Here is a 19,975-nt window from a genome sequence, read left to right on the forward strand (position 1 = left end):
GGAGTTACAACAAAATACATGGGATCCGTTTTTCTTGAATAATGAATGTTCTATTAAATCAGTATTTATATATTATGAACATGGGATCGCACCTTATGGCGATAAATATAGTGAAATAAATTAAAAAGCCATCAAAAAACAGTAGCAATTGAGCCAATATAGTGACATTGACCCATGGACAAGAAATCGAATTATATTTGCGAGCCTAGATAAAAGTATCTTTATGTTTTTTATAAAGAACATGTATGATCCCATCTGCAAGACCCAGCTGAGGAACATGCATCGAATTGATATCTCCCCATTTCATAACTGAGGAATATATCTTAGAAGCAGGCACTATCACATCAGCCCGATCCGGACGAAGGCCCAGTTTTGTTATACGTTGCTCCAGAGTAAAGCTCTTAAGATATCTGTTGAGATACTTAAGATCCCCACGTCTGATAAGGGTCCCATCCTTCCTTCCAGACATACGGAAAAGCTTATTGATATTTCCGCCACTACCGATCGCATAGTCAGGATCGTGCTTTTCAGTAACTGTCTTCACCCACTTTTTCATCTCATTCCAGTCTTCTTTTGTCACGATACCTTCAAGGATCCTTATTGTCCCTATATTGAAAGACCTGTAAGCAAAGACCTCACTGCCCTTGAAAAGTATAAGTTCAGTACTGCCACCTCCCACATCGATATGAAGATACGTAGAACTACTATGGCCTATAATTTTTTCAATGCGATTGGAATAGATGATCTTCGCCTCTTTCCTTCCACTTATAACATTGAGACGAATACCACTCTTTTTCTTTATCTGTGATATTATCTCAGCGCTGTTATCAGCCTCCCTCATAGCAGAGGTCGCACATGCCATATAATCGACCGGCCCATAAGCATCCATCAGATGCTTGAAAGCTATCATGGTACTTACAAGACGTGAAACCTTGTCCTTAGAGATGCTATTGTGGACAAAAGCATCCTCTCCAAGTCGAATAGGCATTCGTATAAGTGAAACTTTCTCATAGATCGGCTCTATACCTTCAGTATCAACTCTGGAAAGGAGCAAACGCACTGCATTGGAACCAACATCTATGGCCGCGAACTTCAATTGATCACCTCATTCTTTAATTGTTCTTCAAGGAAGGTGTAAGTATCCTCCTGAGCACGGTATACCCTGTCGCCACCTCTCCTGTACTTATTATCCTGAACATCGTTGATGATCCTTGCCTTGGTATTGTCCATGAACTGGAATTCCATATACATCTTCAGCTCTTCCTGAAGTGCCTTATCATAGATCGGCGTGGCCACCTCCACACGTCTGTCAAGGTTCCTTACCATCCAGTCAGCAGATGAAATGAAATATCTTTCATCCCCATCGTTGCAGAAAATGAATATACGTGAGTGCTCAAGATATTTATCAACAATACTGATGACCTCGATATTCTCACTAAGGCCTTTCACACCCGGAACAAGAGAGCATATGCCCCTGACTATCATCCTCACCATGACCCCTGCTTTACTGGCCTCATACAGTTTATTGATCATCTCACTGTCCACGAGACTATTGATCTTCACATGGATATACGCAGATTTTCCGGCTCTGGCATTCTTTATCTCATTATCAATGTACTTCTCAAACGCATTACGCATCTGCAGAGGAGCCACTATAAGATGTTTATAGTCATAGATCTTGTAATTGTGACTGAAGAAATCAAAGACCTTTTCCACCTCGTTGGTGATATCCCTGTCACATGTCATGAGCATATGGTCACAATAGAGCTTTGCCGTGGATTCGTTGAAGTTACCGGTACCTATACAGGAATAGTGTACGGTCTTGTCACCTTCTGTCCTTGTAATATGACATAGCTTGGAATGTACTTTCAGACCCGGCACACCATCGATTATCCTTGCTCCTGCATCCTCAAGCTTCTGGGTCCAGTAGATATTGGACTCTTCATCGAACCTTGCCTGAAGCTCGATAACTACCGTGACACTTTTACCATTCGTTATCGCATTGATGAGAGCATTGATAACATTGGAATTCCTTGCGACCCTGTAGAGGGTCACCTTTATGCTCGATACATTGGGATCGATAGCTGCCTCTCTTAACAGATCTATAAAATAATCGAACGATTGATACGGATAATGTAGAAGTATATCATTTTCCCTGATAGCTGCAAATATACTTTTATGGGTCACAAGGTCCTTATGAGGTAAAGGATTTTTCTTTTCATAATAGAATGAATCAGGGCCTACATCCGGGAAACCCATGAAATCCTTTGCATTATGATATTTCCCTCCTGGAACAAGATTCTCGAACTTCTGGATACCAAGTCTTGTCAATGCAAAATCAAGAAGGTAGTAGGGCATTTCCCTGTCATACACAAAACGGACCGGCTGGCCTTTCTTCCTCTCTTCCAGACTCTCGGATACCTTTTCAAAGAAGCTTTTTGTGACATCATCATCAATATCAAGCTCAGCATCTCTTGTGAGCTTAATAGTGTATGCACCGATCGAATCATAGTCAAAGGTGGAGAATATATCATCAAGACCGAAACGGATCACATCATCCAGCATGATAACACATTTTTTATCACCGGAATCAGGAAGCATTATAAAACGTGGAAGGACATCCGCCGGGACCTCTATAAGAGCGAATTTTGATGCCTGAGGGTTCCATTTCTTCCGGACATCGATCAGTAGATAGATAACCTGGTTCTTCAGGTATGGAAAATCAGGAATATCCTTGAGCATCACAGGAATAAGACGTGGACGTACCTTTGTCTGGAAATATACTTTGAGGAAGGACTTCTGAGCATCATCAAGCTGTGTCTCATCAACTATGAAGATATTATGCTTTTCAAGTTCCTGTGTCACTTCTGTGAAAGCCTTGTCAAAATCATCACGTAACCTCAGCACATTGCTATGTACCTGTTTCATGACCTTTTTTGGGGAAACACCGACCATGACCTTTGATCGTACACCGGCATCTATCATACGCTGCAGAGTACCGACCCTTACGCTGAAGAACTCATCAAGATTGGAAGAGAAGATACCAAGGAACTTCAAACGTTCAAGTAAAGGGACCTTATCGTCCTTTGCTTCCTGTAGCACTCTTTCATTGAATGAGAGCCAGCTTATTTCCCTGTTAATATAATCGTCTACTTCTCTTGACATAAGACTCATTTTTTTCAATTTTAATGACGTAAGAAGATTTCCGTATGCGGATGAAAGTAAAGCCATTCTGATATTTAAGACTTCATATAGATTCATATATAGTTGTATATAGCACAATATAGTTTCATATGGTCGATACAGACCCCCAAAATACAACAATATCAGGAATTATAGATACCTGCTATTGCCCGTGAGAAACTGACACTGAAATCAGGTTCGATGACCCTTGACCAGGCCTCCGGGAAACCATCCACAAGATCCTGTAGTTCCTGCTTCCTATATTCTATATAGGCATCCACCCCCGGATGATGGCGAAGTCCTGTGGAAGAGCTGACCTGCTTCTTGTTCTCTTTACCCCACCTGCCATATTTCTCGAAATTCTCAAGAAGGTCCAGTGCTACAACCGTGTCATGCATATCTCCAAGATTATCCTGAAGGGCTTTCAGGTCCTTTATCAATCCTTTTGATTCCTGACCGAGTACCTCCTTGAAGAACTCCAGTGTGTAGCGTAATATCTTCACATCGATCCTGAGCTGATGATATTTTTCAAGATGGGGATCCATTGCCTCGTTTGCAATGATCTCATTATATGACCTGACAGTTGCTAACTGTGTGTATAACAAAGCCGGAAGGATATCGACAACCCTGCATGGAACCGGTTCACCATTCTTCTTTACAGACCTCATCTTCCATGACTTTTTGCTCAGCAGATGGTCAGCAAAATTATTCTTGAACTTGTTGTATTTCACATCGTCCAGATATACAAGCATATTTCCACGCTGTTTTGCCCTTTCTATCATTAGAGCATCAGTCAGCGGATCCATACCTATCCTAGTCCCCATTGGTTTATCCTCAAGATAACGATCGATGACCTCAAGGAAAACATCCAGATCACGTACCGAACCAAGTACCCTTCTTGTCATTTTGATGTTCCTGTAATGAGGATACATCTTCTTCATGTCTATGTGATCCTCCAGGACTTCCACAATAGAACGCATCCGCATTGCAGCAACCCGCATATCGTGAAGTTCTTCAATATCCCTGCCTACTTTGGTACCTCGCTCATGTTCTATCATTACTCCAAAATGGAACATGAGGATCTTACGGGCAGCCTCACGCATTGTATCCGTTGCCTTGACATCGGTCTTTTTCATGGAACGGAACTCAGAGAATGGAAGAGGTTGTTCCGCGGCAGACAGTTCACTGGTCTCTGTAGAGGAAGCTACCATTACATCCTGATCATCATTTGATGTATCATCGAATATTTCAGTATCATCAGTTTCCGGAACATCGACTATTTCAGGGAATTGTGTTGTTTCCATCGCAGTGGGTTCTGCAGGAATCTCTTTTTCCTGGCAGTCATCCATTTCTATAATTTCATCACTAGTTGCAAGGGGTATAGTAGTTCTCCCGGTCGTTTCCATTATTTGCGACTCCGAATGTTTTTCTTCAGAAGCAGTATCAGTTAGAATAAAGGTATCATCGCTCCCATTAGTACTTGTCAAAAAAGAAGGTTCGTATGAACCAGCAGTTATGTTCGTCATCATTATACCTGCAAATGTTGCAAGCATAGAGTGATCATTGTGACCTTCCGGCCTTTCATTACTATTTATGCTCTGTTCACAGACAACAGTTCCCAGATCACCTGATCCTGAAGATGCCTGCAGGAAATAGTTAACGAATATATTGATCAATAAAAGGAATATACCCAGGGAATAGAACACGATCACATAGGATACTCTTGGATACAACCAGTTGTCAGGGAATGAGAAAGCAAATACAAGAAGTCCAATTGAGGATAACAGCATTCCTGCTATGAACGAATAACTACGTGAGAGCTGCTGGCGTATCCCTGCAATGTTGATACCTGCAAGTATGAGCAATATACCGGCACCCAGCAGGAAACATACGGTCAGTATCACCTCTGAACCGGAACCACGGTTAAGCCTGCTAATAATAGCAAAGAGCAGGCCTGTCATGCAAAACACCAGACCTGCCAGGAAACCAATAGATGCTATAAGAGAATATTTCTTCACTAGCATATTCGACAACACCGGCTCCCCCTCACAATATGATCATAATTTCAAACGTTTCAATTCCTTCATCATTCCCCGAAGGACCTGCTGCTCTCTTTTAAGTTGACGCATTCTGCTTCTGATCACTCTTTTTTTGGCTTTTTTATTCTTACTATCAGAAAGAGAATCCTTTACATCATTCATATTTGATGATATCAGGAATCTGACAACTTCCCTGTCCTTAAGAATGGCCTTTACCGGACAGATCTTTATGCATTTCCCACAATTTATGCACTTATCCTCTTCTATCACGGCTTTTCCCTTTACCATTTCAATGGCATCTACAGGGCACTTTTTGACACATTTCTTACAGGATACACATTTGCTCTTGTTTACCAATGGCATATTCCTGTCCTCATTACTAATAATGGGTCACGCAGATATAAAAGTATATACAGTGAACAATAATATACTATAATAACTTTCATTTAAAACCTGTACTGACCAGACAAATTATTTCTACACGAGGTGAGACCATTATCCAGGCTATCCAGTGGGGTATCGACCCTTTACATATAATATTGCTCGAAAAGATAATACTCTCTTTGATGATAGGGATACTTGTTGGTCTGGAAAGAGAACACTGGCGACTGGATAAGAAAATATTCGCTGGTGTCAGGACATTTGCAATAACCTGTATGACAGGGACCATTGCCACCATACTTACAGACTATACAGGAACATGGATACTGGTAGTTGCAACCCTGTTAGTGGCATTTGCTGCAGCAGCCATCATATATGCGGTCAACGTCCTCAAAGGAAAATCAGGACTCACAACCGCCATAGCACTCTTCTGCACATATCTGATAGGAATACTCGTTGCGTTCGAACTGTACCTTGTAGCTATAGTTTCGGCACTTATCCTGACATTCCTTCTGATAGAGAAGAGACCTCTGCATCTGTTTGCTGAACATCTTTCCGAAAGTGACATCAGCAGTGCCCTCAAATTCCTTGCAGTTGCATTCGTACTTTATCCTATCATGCCGGAAGAACCTGTTTACGGTATCCTTCGACTCAAATCTGCGATACTTATAGTGGTGCTTGTATCACTTATTACCTTTATCAGCTACCTGTCACTGAAAAAAATGGGACCACATGGCGGGATACCATATTCAGGACTTTTTGGTGGTTTCATAAGCAGTGAAGCCACAATTGCCGCACTTTCCGGGATCTCAAAGAAAAGACCGATACTCAAGGACTCCATCCACATCGGTGCAATGCTCTCTGTAGTATCCATGATAATAAGCAATACGATAATAGCGCTCATTGCTGACCCCAGCACAAAGACCGCCATGATGATGGCACCGCCTTTCATCATAATGGGACTTATTGCCCTCACCGTTGTAGCTCTTAAATGGAAAAAGACACTGAACCTGGAAGAAAGCATAGAGATCGGATCTCCTTTTGCACTTGGTCCTGCATTCAAGTTCGGTGCGGTCTTCACAATACTTCTTGTAATTGCCAACTTCGCAAATGAATATGCAGGAGCAGGAGGAGCATACGCAACAGCCCTTGGAGGAATTGTAAGCAGCTCGGCCGTGACAGCTTCCGTTGCAGCACTGGCATTCTCAGGCAACCTCTCAGTAGAAACAGCTGCAGAGACCGCTATTCTTGCAGGAATTGTTAGCACCATCAGTAAACCGTTCTACATAAAGATAAGCGGCTCACCGGAACTGTTCAAAATTTCACTTTATTCATTCATTGCAATAGTTGTTGCTGGTGCTCTGAGCCTTATTATATGGAGCTTTTACATACGCACACATATTGCCTGACATTGTGGTCTCTATAACTATATATATAGACCAGCACTATTTTTATTGATGATATATGCTTGAAAATGTGGACCTCACTAAAAAGATGAGTAAAGAGGAGTATGACAACGTCATCGAGGAGCTCACGATAAATATAGGAGAACTGCAGAGAAAAGCATGGAAAATGGGCATACCAATAATGATAGTCTTTGAAGGATGGCATGCTTCTGGAATGACAGACATCATTAACAGATTCCTTTTGACCCTTAATCCTATGGGATGTGACCTGTACACTACAGGCAAACCCTGTTATCAGGAAGAGCTTAAACCTCTTCTGTGGCGTTTCTGGACAAAGATACCTAATGCAGGAAGGATCGCCATATTTGACAGAAGCTGGTATCGAAGGGCCATAATAGAACATAACAGCAAGGGCAGGGCAGACAAGGATATGTCAAAATGCCTTGATGGGCTTACATATTTTGAAAGGCAACTTACCGACGGAGGTTATCTGCTGATCAAGTTCTTCCTGCACATAAGCAAAGAAGAACAGAACAAAAGATACACGTCCCTGAAGAAAAAGGGAATACCGCTTTTCATAGTAGAAGAAGAGGAACAGGAATATATTAACGACTATGCCCGGTATCTTCCCCTGATAGAAGGTATACTTGAAAGAACAGACAGAGCCTCTGCACCCTGGAGTATCGTGGAATCTGATGACATGAACTTCTCAACTATCAAGATCCTTGCCAAAACAATAGAGTCTATTGAGAACAAGATCAGTGATGTTGAGAATGAAAGGAAACTTGCTTCAGGGAAACATAATGAGAGTTGTGTTATCCCGAACATAGATTCATCGATACTTGGAAAGGTAGATCTGGATAAGAGCCTTACTTACAAGGAGTATAAGAAAGAAAAGAAGGCCTGTCAGAAGAAAATAGCTCAGCTCCAGTATGAGCTTTTCAAGAACCGTATTCCCCTTGTCATAGTATTCGAAGGATGGGATGCCTCTGGAAAAGGTGGAAGTATACGAAGACTTGCACAGAAACTTAATCCCAGACTTTACAGGGTAACACCAATAGGAGTTCCCACAAGGTCCGAACTTGCACATCATTACCTGTGGAGGTTCTATAATGAGATACCTGAAGCAGGTCACATAGGCATATATGACAGGAGCTGGTACGGAAGGGTCCTTGTGGAAAGGGTCGAAGACCTCTGTAACATGCATGAATGGAAACGTGCCTATAGAGAGATCAACGAGTTCGAGGAAACACTGGCAAATTACGGAACCATAGTTATCAAATTCTGGACCCATATTGACAGGGAAGAACAATTAAAGAGGTTCAAACAGCGTGAAGCCACACCCCACAAACAATGGAAGATCACATCTGACGACTGGCGGAACCGCGATAAATGGAAACTGTACCTTGAAGCAGCGGATGAGATGCTCCAGAAGACAAGCACCTCATGGGCACCATGGACAATTGTGGAAGCGAACGATAAATACTACGCAAGGATAAGGATACTCAAGACCGTTATTGAACGTATAGAAGAAGAGTTAAAGGAGAGAGGACTTCAGTAGTCTTCTCTGAAATATATATCCTTTTCAAATATCAGGCGCCAAAGGTCGGCCTTTGTGTCAGCACGGTCAGCATCAATAGCAGCAGCAGAACCCCGTACCTTGATCACAATATCTTCTTTTTCAAGGTCAACATCAACTATTGTACTGTTCTTCCTGCTAATGTCCAGTCCATCTGCTATCCGCAAGATCGATGCCATTTTAATAATGTCGTCCTGCATCTGTAATGAAAATCTGGAGAACTTCTTCTTCTGGGATAGTTTGAATAATTTATTTCGGTCCATTCTTTTCTTGTGAAGGAAAGTGGTCCATGGCAGGAACATGCATAGAGGTTGAGGCAATTCCTCCGGACACAGTTCCAGCAGGATATCCCGTCCAACCTTGTGATGGGTCTTCATATCGGTCATCACACCGATATCATGTACAAGAGCTGCAAACCTCATTGTCTGCCGAAGCCTTCTGTCCAGATGATGGACAGGTTCAAGAGCATCGAACAACTGCAGGGCATTCTCAGTTACCTTCCGGGCATGGTCCTGTTCTATATTATATTCATCTAACATCTCCATAAGGGGGAGAGAAATACCTTCCCCTGATCTGGGAATAGTTCCTGCATAAAGAGTACTGGCATCTGTCCTGATATTTTCCATATAGAGTTTGAACCCGTTATCGAACTTTGAACTGCTTCCTACTGCAAGACCGATCTCATCCCTGAAAAATTCTGCTATCCTGTGGATGTCTGCCTCAGTACCTTCACCCATAAGCTCTACCTCCAGCTCAAGATAGCTTTTCTTATTATCGTCACAAACAATGGAAACATCATCAAAACTTAATTCTGCTATGTGTTTCTCTCCACTGTATATCTGAAGGTCGGTCCTCTGGTGCTCCACTGTAAAAAGAGGATATAGCTCACCTGACCCTATGAATCCCAATACTCTTTTCCTGAGTATACAGTTGTCCCATTCCCTTACAGGAAGCTTCTCTGACATACTGAACTCTGTCTCTTCCCTCATGTGGATAAGTGAACCGGAACCTTTGAGGGACTTAAGAGTATAAACGACCTTGTCCTTTTTCTCCCTGCATCTGAATGAAAAGCCAGCCCCGTAGATAGCCATATCCACAGTATCAAGATAAGTATCCACGAACTCTTTGAGCACTGCATCCCGAACATCAAGATCACCAATCTTATCGATATTCATAAGACTGTCAAAGAGGATACGGTCCGATACAATGAACTTAGCTTCTATTTCCATAAAGAAAGATACTAAGTTATAAGTTAAAAGTTTTCTATTCAGGAACAGCGCATTTCACTGTTGAATATAAAGGATCCATCACCATTATCAAAAAAGCCCATCTTCTGCCAGAAACCCACTGCTGTTGGTCTGACCCTGTCTGCAACTATGACATTGAAACTTTCTTTGAAGACTTCGATGGTCTTGCGACCATATTTCCTTCTCTCGAACTCAGGGAAAATTGTAATTGAATGGATCACAAGGATATTTCCGTTGACCTTTCCCCTTACCTTTCCAACTCTGATACCATTCCTGTCGATGTTCAACCACCTGTGTTCAGAACCCTGTACAGGAGGAAGCAGATTGAATGTCAAGTCATCTGGCATGTTAAGGACATCCGTTTTTCATTTAACGTAGCTCAGGCTACTTTTCGATATAATTGTGCGTTGGCCACTACCGGTTCAAAATGATCCTGTAGCTCGCCAGGTATCTTCTGGGTCTGTTCGGTAGCAAAGTAACCACCGTCAAGTGAATCATGGAACATACGAAGGACCTCTACCCTTTCTTCTTCCTTGAAGTGCAGGAGAACGTTCTTACAAAGGATCAGGTTCAGTCCGGTCCTTACAGGGTTCATGTCAAGAAGATCATGCTTTGTGAATTCAACGCACTTCCTGATCTCATTAGCTATCACATAGTGGTCAGGTTCATCTGCCGGAGAGAAATATTTCTCGAATATAGGCTTTGGTATCCTCTGGACCATTTCCCTGGGATATATACCTTCCTTGATAATATCACCAAAGAGATTACTATTATCGATATCTGTTGCATGTATCCTTACATTCCTGAAGGTCATACCCATATTCTCCCGAAGTACCATAGCAAGGGAGTACGGTTCCGGACCCATGGCACAACCTGCATCCCATATATGTATATACCTTCGACTTCTGAGCTCAGGGATAACGTAATCCCTTATCATCTCCAGTGTTTGAAGATCCCTGAAAAAATAAGTAAAAGCCATAATTCATCTCTCCTACATTAAAATAATTGCATGTTCATAAATATATATATGATGTTCAAGAGATAGCTGGCCAGCGCCAAACCTGTAAATAAACCATAGCGGACCAGACCCATCAAAACAAAGCTAAGACCGGGCACATATAAATACTAAAAAAAAAGAAAAGATCGCCTGAATATCAGGCAAGCTTAGCTATATCATCTACTTCCTTCTTGCCCATGACCTTGCCAAGGTCAAGAAGGATCAGAAGACGGTCATCCATTTTACCTACACCTGTAATGTATTCCTTACTTACGTTTGACATTACAAGTTCAGGTGCCGGATCAACGCTGGAAGCAGGTATCCTTAATACCTCGTTCACAGAATCTACGATCATACCCACCACGTGATCACCGATCTCGACCACGATGATACGTGAGTGTTCGTCCTCTTCCTTGGATACTAGATTGAATCTCTTATCAAGGTTGATAACTACAATGATCCTGCCACGAAGATTTATGACACCTTCTACAAATTCAGGAGATTGTGGGATCTGAGTGATCTCAGGCATCCTTATGATCTCCTGTACTTTCATGATCTCTACACCGAATTCCTCGCCTCCGAGCTGGAAGACGACCATCTGTAATAATTCGTCTGTAGATCCTTTCTCTGATATTGAAACATCATCCATATTTTATCATCTCATTAAACAAGAGCATGCTCTGTCTTTACATCACTTGCCGGTTTTTCCGGACTGTCAGCCCTATCACTGGATATTGACTTTGGGTCCAGTATGAACTTGTCAACAACCATCTTCATGTCACCAGCAAGTCCTGAAAGATCTTGTGCAGACCTTGAAAGCTCCTGCATTGTAGCAGTCTGCTCCTGCACTGCTGCAGATGCTTCTTCAGTTCCTGCTGCAGATTCCTCTGAAATAGCACTGACCTCTTCGATAGATGATGTAACCTCTTCGATAGAAGCAGACTGTTCCTGTGAAGCAGCTGCAATATCCTGGACCATATTTGCGATCTGATTACCTGCAGCAACCACGTCTTCAATTACGTTAGCTACTTCATTGATAGCAGATGCACCGGTCTCAACTTCCTCAGAGCCCTGCTGCATGGAAGTGACCGCATTCTGCGTACCTTCCTGTATCTCACCGATAAGTGTTGAGATCTGTTTGGCTGCATTACCTGAATCCTCAGCAAGTTTCCTTACCTCATCTGCAACAACCGCAAATCCACGACCATGTTCACCAGCACGTGCTGCTTCAATAGCTGCATTGAGTGCAAGCAGGTTGGTCTGGTCTGCAATGTTGGTGATCAGATTGACGATCTCACCGATCTGCTTGGACTTTCCATCCAGTTCCATTATGACACCGGAAGATGATGAGGTCGCAGTCCTGATGGAATCCATCTTGACAAGAAGGTCCTTTGCAATTACACCAAGGTTGTTGATCAGCTCATTGGACTCCTTTGCATTCTCAGCTGCTCTCTGTGAATTCGTGGCAACTTCCTGCACGGTCATGGTCATATCGACCATTGCACGTGAAACCTCTTCGGTCTTTGATGCCTGGCTCTGTGCACCTCTTGAGATCTCTGAAACCGTATCAGCTACCTGATAGGATGAAGAGGACATCTGTTCAACAGAAGCTGACATCTCTTCGGCTGTTGATGCAACATTCCTTGAACTGTCATGTACCATGGAGACCACATTGTTCAATGATCTTCTGGTATTCTCAACATTATCTGTCAGTAATTTGAACTCACCTACTCCCTGGACTGAAACTGCCTGACTCAGGTCATTGTTTGCAATTGATTCCAGTACATGGGAAGAATCAGCTATAATTGCCTGAAGGCTATTTCCAAAAGAGTCGACCGTATCAGCGAATACCTTGAAGTCACCTTCTGTCTCAAAGCTGAATCTTGCATCCAGTTGACCCTCTGAGAATTCATTCACTATACGCATTGCTTCGTTCATAGGCGTAATAAGTGCATCTATAGCACCGGTCACAGCGTCCATTGAATCCTTGAATGCACCTTCGAATTGAGCAGAATCAGCTCTGTAATCAAGATTTCCGCTCTTTGCAGCATTACCAAGTTGGACGAATTCAAGACCCAGATTCTCGATGTTGCTCATCATTGAGATGTAACATGGAATAAGTTCATCGTTCTCTGAACGTTTACCGATCTTCTTGAGTCCCTCAAGAGCACTGAGATCACCAACAGCGATCATCTTGTTCACACCCATGGTGGTCAGGATCCTGTCACGAACACCGTTGGTAGCTGATGCCACTTCAGCAAAGATACCCTGATAGTCTCCTTCAACTTTTCTTGTATGGTCATTGTCAACCATAAGCTGCAGGATCTCATTGGACTCTACAAGGCCACCAAGACCATCAACACAGCTGTTGATGTTGTTCTTAAGGATATTGAAGTCACCATTATATTCATCAGTGATCTTTTCAGGTATCTCACCCTTGGAGATCTGCGCAACGTAATCTGCGGCTACATTGAGAGGATCGATAACTGCATCAAGAGTATTATTAAAGCCTTCTATGATAGTCTTATAATCTCCCATATGCTTGGATGCATCTGCTCTTGTTTCCAATCTTCCTTCTACAGCAGCTTTTGCAAGCATATCTGCATCTTCGATCATCTCACCAACTGCTGATTTGACCTTGGTCAGGTTGTCGTTGATCTTCACGAAATTGGCTTTTGCCTCTGCTGTATTTTCATTAGCAACCCCGACATTCAGATTCATGTCAAGGTTACCTTTTGCCAGCAGGTCAAGATTTGCTGATAAGCGGTCTACTTCTACTTTAGTATAGTCGCTGTTCTCAAGGATCGCTGTGAGATCGGTCACTGTCTCAACATAACCGATCTTTTCACCCTTTCTATTTTTGAGGAAAGCGGTATCCTGTTTACATCTTAATCCACACCAGTCGAAGTAACTCTCGGAAACTCCCTTCTGTAACTGTTTGATACCACAGCCTTCTTTGTTACAGATATTCGCATTTGCACTACTACATGGCATTCCTTTTGCCTGGGTCCTCTCATTGACAACTCCCTGGTCCACCATTAGAGCTTCAAATGCCTTGTTCAGGAATACCCAGTTCATATCATTATCAATTACATGTATTGGGAATGGTACTGCATCGATAATTGCTTCATACCAATCGGTCTTGTCAACCACTGTATCAAGGGTTCTGTTCACACCATTAACGACCTTACGGAAGTCACCATTATGCCTGGTCTCATCAGCACGAACATCGAACTGCTCATTGATAGCAGCTTCTGCAAGCATCTCAGAATCTTCTATCAAAGCCTGGACCGCATCGATACACTGATTGAGATTATCTTTTATAGCGTTGAAATCACCATTATATTCCGCTGTGATCTTTTCAGGTATGTCACCTTTGGAGATACTGGCAACATAATCAGCAGTCATATTGAGCGGATCAATAAGTGCATCAAATGCACCATTTACTGTACCAACAGCTTCCTGGAAAAGACCATTGAACTTTGTAGGATCGACCCTGTAATCAAGCTTTCCTGCTTCAGCAGCATGTCCAAGTTCAATGAACTCATCGGCCATTCCTTTGACGGTTTCCATGAGGCCGACTGTGTATGGTAAAAGCTTATCGTTCTCAGAGCGTTTACCAGCCTGTTTATATCTTGGAAGGTCACTGAAGTCACCTCTTGCCATGAACTCGAATGTACGCTGTATGTTGAGCAATCTGTTACGAACCTCGTTCACAGCATAGGAATTGTCCTTGAAGATGCCGTTATATTCACCTTCGACACCGGTCTCAAAGTCATTGACAGCCAGTTTAAGAAGGATATCTGTACTTTCATTCAGTGGTTTTGCAATTGAATCAAGAGTATTATTAAGGTTCTCTATGATAGTCCTGAACTCACCGCCATGACGTGTTGCGTCGGCGCGCATGTCCACTCTGCCTTCGGAACCTGCTATTGCAATACTTTCTGAATCCTCAAGAAGAGCATTGATAGCATCAACACAGATGTTCAGATTGTTCTTGAAATCATTATAGTCGCCCTTGAATTCCTTTGTGATCTTAGGTGGGATATCTCCCTTTGAAAGACGATCCACATATTTAGAAGCTGCAGTGAACGGTCTGATAATAGAATCAAGCATTTTGTTGATCCCCAGAACAAGGTCTTTGAAATCACCTTCGAATTTCTCAGGGTCAGCACGAACATCAAGCTTACCTACAATAGCAGAATCGACAAGTATATTGATCTGATCTGAAAGCTTTTTCTGTTCATCTACCTCATTCTTCCATCCGGTAGCCTTGTCCAAAAAAGCATTAAAAGCAACTGATACTTCCTTTTCTGTTCCACTGGAAGCAAGGCTGAGCCGTGACCCCGCATTCCCAGACTCGATCGATCTTAAGACATCAAGCATTTCATTATAAAATTTCTGGTTTTTCCCTAACATGTTTTCACCCTACAACATCAAAATTGACGGTTTAGTAAGTTTAACATTTGCACACATAACCACATTAAATTACACTCAAGCATACAATTCAGTATAATTATAATTAGGCAGAGTTAAAGATGCATTTAATTATATAAAAATATATCATTGGAAAATATATGAAGTTTTTCATCATAATATTTTCTATAAATATCATACAAATGAAAAATGAGAGGCTGATAAAAAAAGTAAATGGAAACGGAAGGATAATGAACTAAGATCACTCCTTCCTGATAGCCATATACCACAATGAAAAACTGCCATCCTTACACAAGAACAGCGCTCATCTCCTCGTTCTCTTCCTCGGTACTATCCTGGTCCACCTGATCAGTTGATACCGAACATTTGTCCAGTATGAACTCATCATAAACACAGATATGGTCCATAAGTCCATGTAGTTCTGTAAAATTATGGTTTCAATTATTTGGAGTGACCTGAATGCATACAGAAAGATTGTCAGTTTCTTCCACATAAAAGGCCATTTGGAACTTACATTCAAACGTGACTGACGAGGGTCAAATTGTCATGATGAACAGAATAATTTTAAAAATATGAAAATGCCCCATGTCTGGGGCACAAACAAAAAGCTCTTTGCAGTTTTCTTATCTGCTACATTGAGCATCAAGAAAGAGATTTTATCATATCAGCGCTGCCTTATCAATATCATTGATCATTGAAGGTCCATTTATATCAGAACCACTGATCATTCTATAATCAGCACCTGACTGAGTACACATATTCTCTTCGACCCTGAACTTGTCCACGAGTGATTTCATCTCCTTTGCAATATCAGCCAGGCTATCTGCAGAGTTTGCAAGTTCATGCAATGAAGATGTCTGTTCCTGAACCGCTGCAGATGTTTCCTCTGTACCTGCTGCTGTCTCTTCGGATATTGATGCAACCTCTTCAACAGAAGACGCGATCTCTTCCATTGCTGCAGACTGCTCTTCAGAAGCTGCTGCAATATCTGTGACCATCTTTGTTATGCTATCAACAGAAACGATTATGTTCTCGATCTCACTGACAGCCGTGTTCAGGGACTCTGCTCCCTTTGAAACTTCTTCGGTGCCCATTTCCATGGCAGTGACAGCTTCACCGGTACCGGATTGTATCTCCTGTATCAGATCAGCGATCTGTTTTGCAGCATTACCTGAATCTTCGGCAAGCTTTCTTACCTCATCTGCAACAACAGCGAAACCACGTCCATGCTCACCGGCCCTTGCAGCTTCTATCGCTGCATTGAGAGCAAGAAGATTTGTCTGGTCTGCAATGTTGGTAATAAGGTTCACGATCTCATCGATCCTTCTGGATTTATCTTCAAGGTTATTGATCGAACTTGCTGACTTTGAAACAGCCAGACTGATCCCTTCCATCTTATTCAGAAGATCAGTGGTGACCCCTCCAAGATCTGCCATTTTCTTGTTAGATTCACTGGCATAGTCTGCAGCACTCTGTGAGTTACTTGCAACTTCCTGTATCGTCTGTGTCATGTGCTGCATGGTACGTGATACTTCTTCAGTCTTTACAGACTGTTCCTGCGAGCCTCGTGATATCTCTTCAACAGTACCGGAAACCTCTGCTGCTGAGGTCGTTACCTGTGTGGTGGCTGCAGACATACTGGCAGCAGTGTTCACGACCATATCGGACACCCTCTTTACATGGCATACTATATCATTTAATGAGGATCTTGCATTTTCAATACCATCAGTGAGCTGGCCGAACTCTCCAACACCCTGTACAGATACACAACGTGTAAGGTTATCATTTGCTATTTCCCCAAGGACCATACTGCTATCTTTAATTAGAGCCTGAAGATCGTCTCCGAAAGAATTCAACTTATTTGCAACATTATTGAACTCCCCATGCATTTCTGAGGTGATCCTGAAACCAAGGTTACCTTCTGAAAAGGCGTCTATAACAGTACATGCTTCCTCGAACGGATCAACAATAGCATCAAGTGTCCTGTTCACACCATCAACGATCCTGTAGAAATCACCACCATGCTTTGAAGCATCTGCCCTCACGGATAACTGACCATTGATACCAGCTTCTGCAAGCATCTGTGAATCATCCACAAGTGCATTGATAGCATCGATACAGAGGTTGATATTATTCTTGATCTCGTTGAAATCACCATAGTAGGCGTCAGTGATATGTGCAGGAATATCTCCTTTTGAGATCCTGTCTATGTACTCTGCAGCTACATTCAGCGGAGAGATGACGGAGTCAAAAGCTGTATTCACATCCACAATAACCTCTTCATACGCACCTTCAAATCCTGATGGATCTGCTCTCTGGTCAAGCTTACCTTCTTCCACTGCTGCACCAAGTTCAACGAACTGGTCCACAAGACCCTGTATGCTTTCCATCATCCTGGTGTATGCAGGCATGAACTCATCGTTATCAGATCTCTTACCTATGCCCCTGTATACATCGAGCATCTGCAAATCACCTGCAGCTATCTGCTTAGTAGTGTTCTGAATAACTACATTATGATCAAGAGACTCATTGGTGGCCCTTGTGATCTCCCCGAATATGCCCTGGTATTCATTCTCGACCCGGACAGTAAAATCATTGACACTCATATTCTGAAGTACATCGTTACACTCTACAAGTGCACCCAGACCATCGATACAATGATTGAGGTTGTTCTTGATCTCATTGAAGTCACCTCTGTACTCATCAGTTATCCTGTCAGGTATCTCACCCTTGGATATCCTGTCAACATATTCTGCTGCAACGTTCAAAGGACCGATGAAAGCATCAAGGGTTGCGTTTATTGCATCGACTATATCCCTTGGGTTCCCTTCGAACTTACTTGCATCTGCACGTGCATCGAGCTTTCCATTGACTGCTGCATCTGAGAGCTGAAGTACTTCTTTGGTAACATTCACTTCAGAGGTCATGTCCATGACATATTCAAGACCTCCGATTATCTCTCCTTCACTGTTCTTTAAAGGAGTTGCAGTGTAACGGATAGGCAGTTCACCAGAAGGAAGATGGGCTACAGTATCTGCAGAGGAGATACTACCATCTTTCATAGCCCTTGCAACACGACATTCCTCTGTGTTACAGTGAGGAGTATTGAACAGGTCATAACACTTCATACCAGTACATTCAGCAGTTGACTTGCCTACCGCATTTGCACCTGCCGGATTGATGAAAGATACATTGAACTCTTTGTCCACGGCCATGACAGGTGCAGGTATCCTGTTAAGGAGCTCGACCTTTGAACCTGAATCATCAAGAGCATTCTTTATCTCGGTCTGGTCCATGAATATCTCAAGGGAACCTATGACCTTGCCTTCTCTGTCCTTCAGTGGAACACCACTACAATTGATAGAAACATCCTGTCCAAGATCAGCAACCGCTTCCCCGTGTTCTATATTCTGCGTGATCATTGACCTTGTACATACACAATTATCAGTCTTGCAGACATTTGTCTTGTAGTGATCATAACATTTTGTTCCCAGCATGACATTTGATGCAAGACCTGCAGCTTCTGCAGCCTTGCTGTTGACATAATTGACATTGTAGTCCCTGTCGATGATCATGAAAGGAACGGGGATACTATCTATATGTCCCACAAGTGTGGCGACAACATCATTCATACCTTCCACAAGCCTGGCGTATTCCCCACTGAACTTGGCGGTGTTGCCTCTTGTACTAAGCTTACCTTCTATTGCCGCATCTGTTAGGAACTCGGCCTCTTCCAATAAGGAATTGATAGAATCGATACAAAGATTGAGGTTGTTCTTGATCTCATTGAAATCACCACTGTATGAGTCAGTGATCTTTGGAGGAATGTCTCCCTTTGAGATGCGGTCGATGTATTCGGCAGCTACGTTCAATGGACCTATGAAAGCGTCAAGACAACTGTTCACACCTTCCACTACTTTTCTGAAATCACCACTATGCCTGCCGGAATCTGCACGAGTGTCCAGACGTCCCTCAACACCAGCCTGTGCGAGCATCACAGCATCATCAACAAGTGAATTGATAGCATCGATACACATGTTAAGATTGTTCTTGATCTCATTGAAATCCCCTTTGTATTCATCTGTGATCTTCTCAGGAATGTCTCCTTTGGAGATACGGTCGATGTATTCGGCAGAAACGTTCAATGGACCCATTACAGCATCAAGAAGTTGATTTATGCCACCAAGCACTCTGTTACAGTGACCGGTATATCCGGAGACATCACCACGAATGTCAAGTTTACCTTCAACTACCGCATCGATAAGTTTGAGCACTTCACTGGCAAGTTGCTGATTCTGAACTTCTTCATCTTCTTTTTGAGTAAGTATCTCATTTTTTTGAGCTAATTCATTTTTCAATGATATGTATTCGTCAAGTAAACCATTAAAGGATTGAGCGACTTTTCCATTAAAAGTACCATCCTTTGCAGACAACCTGGCATCTACATCTCCATTTTTCACAGTATCAATAACAGCAATAATTTCAGATCCGATCCTATCATTCATTCCTAGCATAATTTCACCCACCGTTGTAGTGAGCTGCTTCAAACACAAAATGTGAGGTTATTGCACGGGCATCACATATATGAGTGGCAGCTTTGCATTGCAAAAGGATATTATAGAGTTTAATTATATAAATATATCTACAATATAAAATTATCTAGCCACTTTCGTACTATTGAATGAACAAATGGACAATATTAGTTA

At 42.4% G+C, this 19,975-nt stretch carries 12 protein-coding genes; 2 read left to right on the forward strand and 10 right to left on the reverse strand.

All coding sequences use genetic code 11. The annotated features are described in order from the left end of the window. Positions 1-205 precede the first annotated feature (205 nt). The 4 genes from BM008_RS09055 to BM008_RS09070 all read right to left on the reverse strand — a co-directional run bounded on the left by BM008_RS09055 (position 206) and on the right by BM008_RS09070 (position 5,585). Entirely contained in the window at positions 206-1,096 is an 891-nt protein-coding gene (locus BM008_RS09055; RefSeq protein ID WP_091936214.1) for a Ppx/GppA phosphatase family protein, read from the reverse strand. Beyond that, positions 1,093-3,261, reverse strand: coding sequence for a polyphosphate kinase 1 (gene ppk1 / locus BM008_RS09060; protein ID WP_342707569.1), 2,169 nt, complete (start codon positions 3,259-3,261; stop codon positions 1,093-1,095). The genes BM008_RS09055 and ppk1 overlap by 4 nt, the downstream gene beginning before the upstream one ends. 65 nt (positions 3,262-3,326) lie before the next feature. Continuing rightward, positions 3,327-5,207 carry a CHAD domain-containing protein gene (locus BM008_RS09065; protein WP_091936217.1) on the reverse strand — a complete coding sequence of 627 codons (1,881 nt, stop codon included), beginning with the start codon at positions 5,205-5,207 and terminating at the stop codon, positions 3,327-3,329. A gap of 33 nt (positions 5,208-5,240) precedes the next feature. Next, positions 5,241-5,585 carry a 4Fe-4S binding protein gene (locus tag BM008_RS09070; protein WP_091936219.1) on the reverse strand — a complete coding sequence of 115 codons (345 nt, stop codon included), beginning with the start codon at positions 5,583-5,585 and terminating at the stop codon, positions 5,241-5,243. A gap of 176 nt (positions 5,586-5,761) precedes the next feature. Here BM008_RS09070 and BM008_RS09075 point away from each other — a divergent pair, with 176 nt between their 5' ends. Both BM008_RS09075 and pap read left to right on the forward strand, forming a co-directional pair. Continuing rightward, positions 5,762-7,012, forward strand: coding sequence for an MgtC/SapB family protein (locus tag BM008_RS09075; RefSeq protein WP_342707570.1), 1,251 nt, complete (start codon positions 5,762-5,764; stop codon positions 7,010-7,012). Positions 7,013-7,067: 55 nt separating this feature from the next. Then, positions 7,068-8,570, forward strand: coding sequence for a polyphosphate:AMP phosphotransferase (gene pap / locus BM008_RS09080; protein ID WP_091936220.1), 1,503 nt, complete (start codon positions 7,068-7,070; stop codon positions 8,568-8,570). Here the strand turns inward: pap and BM008_RS09085 are convergent. The 6 genes from BM008_RS09085 to BM008_RS09110 form a co-directional block, all read right to left on the reverse strand. Continuing rightward, entirely contained in the window at positions 8,564-9,817 is a 1,254-nt protein-coding gene (locus tag BM008_RS09085; RefSeq protein ID WP_091936222.1) for a CYTH domain-containing protein, read from the reverse strand. The genes pap and BM008_RS09085 overlap by 7 nt on opposite strands. A 38-nt stretch (positions 9,818-9,855) precedes the next feature. After that, on the reverse strand, positions 9,856-10,182 hold the full coding sequence (locus BM008_RS09090; RefSeq protein WP_091936224.1) for a GNAT family protein: 327 nt from the start codon (positions 10,180-10,182) through the stop codon (positions 9,856-9,858). 32 nt (positions 10,183-10,214) lie between these two features. Further along, positions 10,215-10,814, reverse strand: a complete 600-nt coding sequence (locus BM008_RS09095; RefSeq protein WP_091936226.1) for a CheR family methyltransferase — start codon at positions 10,812-10,814, stop codon at positions 10,215-10,217. Positions 10,815-10,989: 175 nt separating this feature from the next. After that, positions 10,990-11,481 (reverse strand): chemotaxis protein CheW, encoded by a 492-nt coding sequence (locus BM008_RS09100; RefSeq protein ID WP_091936228.1) that lies wholly within the window; start codon positions 11,479-11,481, stop codon positions 10,990-10,992. A 14-nt stretch (positions 11,482-11,495) separates the two neighbouring features. Next, entirely contained in the window at positions 11,496-15,251 is a 3,756-nt protein-coding gene (locus BM008_RS15110) for a methyl-accepting chemotaxis protein (protein ID WP_091936229.1), read from the reverse strand. A 677-nt stretch (positions 15,252-15,928) separates the two neighbouring features. Next, positions 15,929-19,783 carry a methyl-accepting chemotaxis protein gene (locus tag BM008_RS09110; RefSeq protein ID WP_091936231.1) on the reverse strand — a complete coding sequence of 1,285 codons (3,855 nt, stop codon included), beginning with the start codon at positions 19,781-19,783 and terminating at the stop codon, positions 15,929-15,931. Positions 19,784-19,975 lie beyond the last annotated feature (192 nt).

The sequence above is a fragment of the Methanolobus profundi genome (assembly GCF_900114835.1).
In the GTDB taxonomy this organism is placed as follows: domain Archaea; phylum Halobacteriota; class Methanosarcinia; order Methanosarcinales; family Methanosarcinaceae; genus Methanolobus; species Methanolobus profundi.

What these genes read in the sequence shown, in the direction of transcription:
- ppk1 (WP_342707569.1), bottom strand. Translation starts at nt 3,261, where the DNA reads ATGAATCTATATGAAGTCTTAAATATCAGAATGGCTTTACTTTCATCC.
- BM008_RS09065 (WP_091936217.1), bottom strand. Translation starts at nt 5,207, where the DNA reads ATGCTAGTGAAGAAATATTCTCTTATAGCATCTATTGGTTTCCTGGCA.
- BM008_RS09070 (WP_091936219.1), bottom strand. Translation starts at nt 5,585, where the DNA reads ATGCCATTGGTAAACAAGAGCAAATGTGTATCCTGTAAGAAATGTGTC.
- pap (WP_091936220.1), top strand. Translation starts at nt 7,068, where the DNA reads ATGCTTGAAAATGTGGACCTCACTAAAAAGATGAGTAAAGAGGAGTAT.
- BM008_RS09085 (WP_091936222.1), bottom strand. Translation starts at nt 9,817, where the DNA reads ATGGAAATAGAAGCTAAGTTCATTGTATCGGACCGTATCCTCTTTGAC.
- BM008_RS09090 (WP_091936224.1), bottom strand. Translation starts at nt 10,182, where the DNA reads ATGCCAGATGACTTGACATTCAATCTGCTTCCTCCTGTACAGGGTTCT.
- BM008_RS09095 (WP_091936226.1), bottom strand. Translation starts at nt 10,814, where the DNA reads ATGGCTTTTACTTATTTTTTCAGGGATCTTCAAACACTGGAGATGATA.
- BM008_RS09100 (WP_091936228.1), bottom strand. Translation starts at nt 11,481, where the DNA reads ATGGATGATGTTTCAATATCAGAGAAAGGATCTACAGACGAATTATTA.
- BM008_RS15110 (WP_091936229.1), bottom strand. Translation starts at nt 15,251, where the DNA reads ATGTTAGGGAAAAACCAGAAATTTTATAATGAAATGCTTGATGTCTTA.
- BM008_RS09110 (WP_091936231.1), bottom strand. Translation starts at nt 19,783, where the DNA reads ATGCTAGGAATGAATGATAGGATCGGATCTGAAATTATTGCTGTTATT.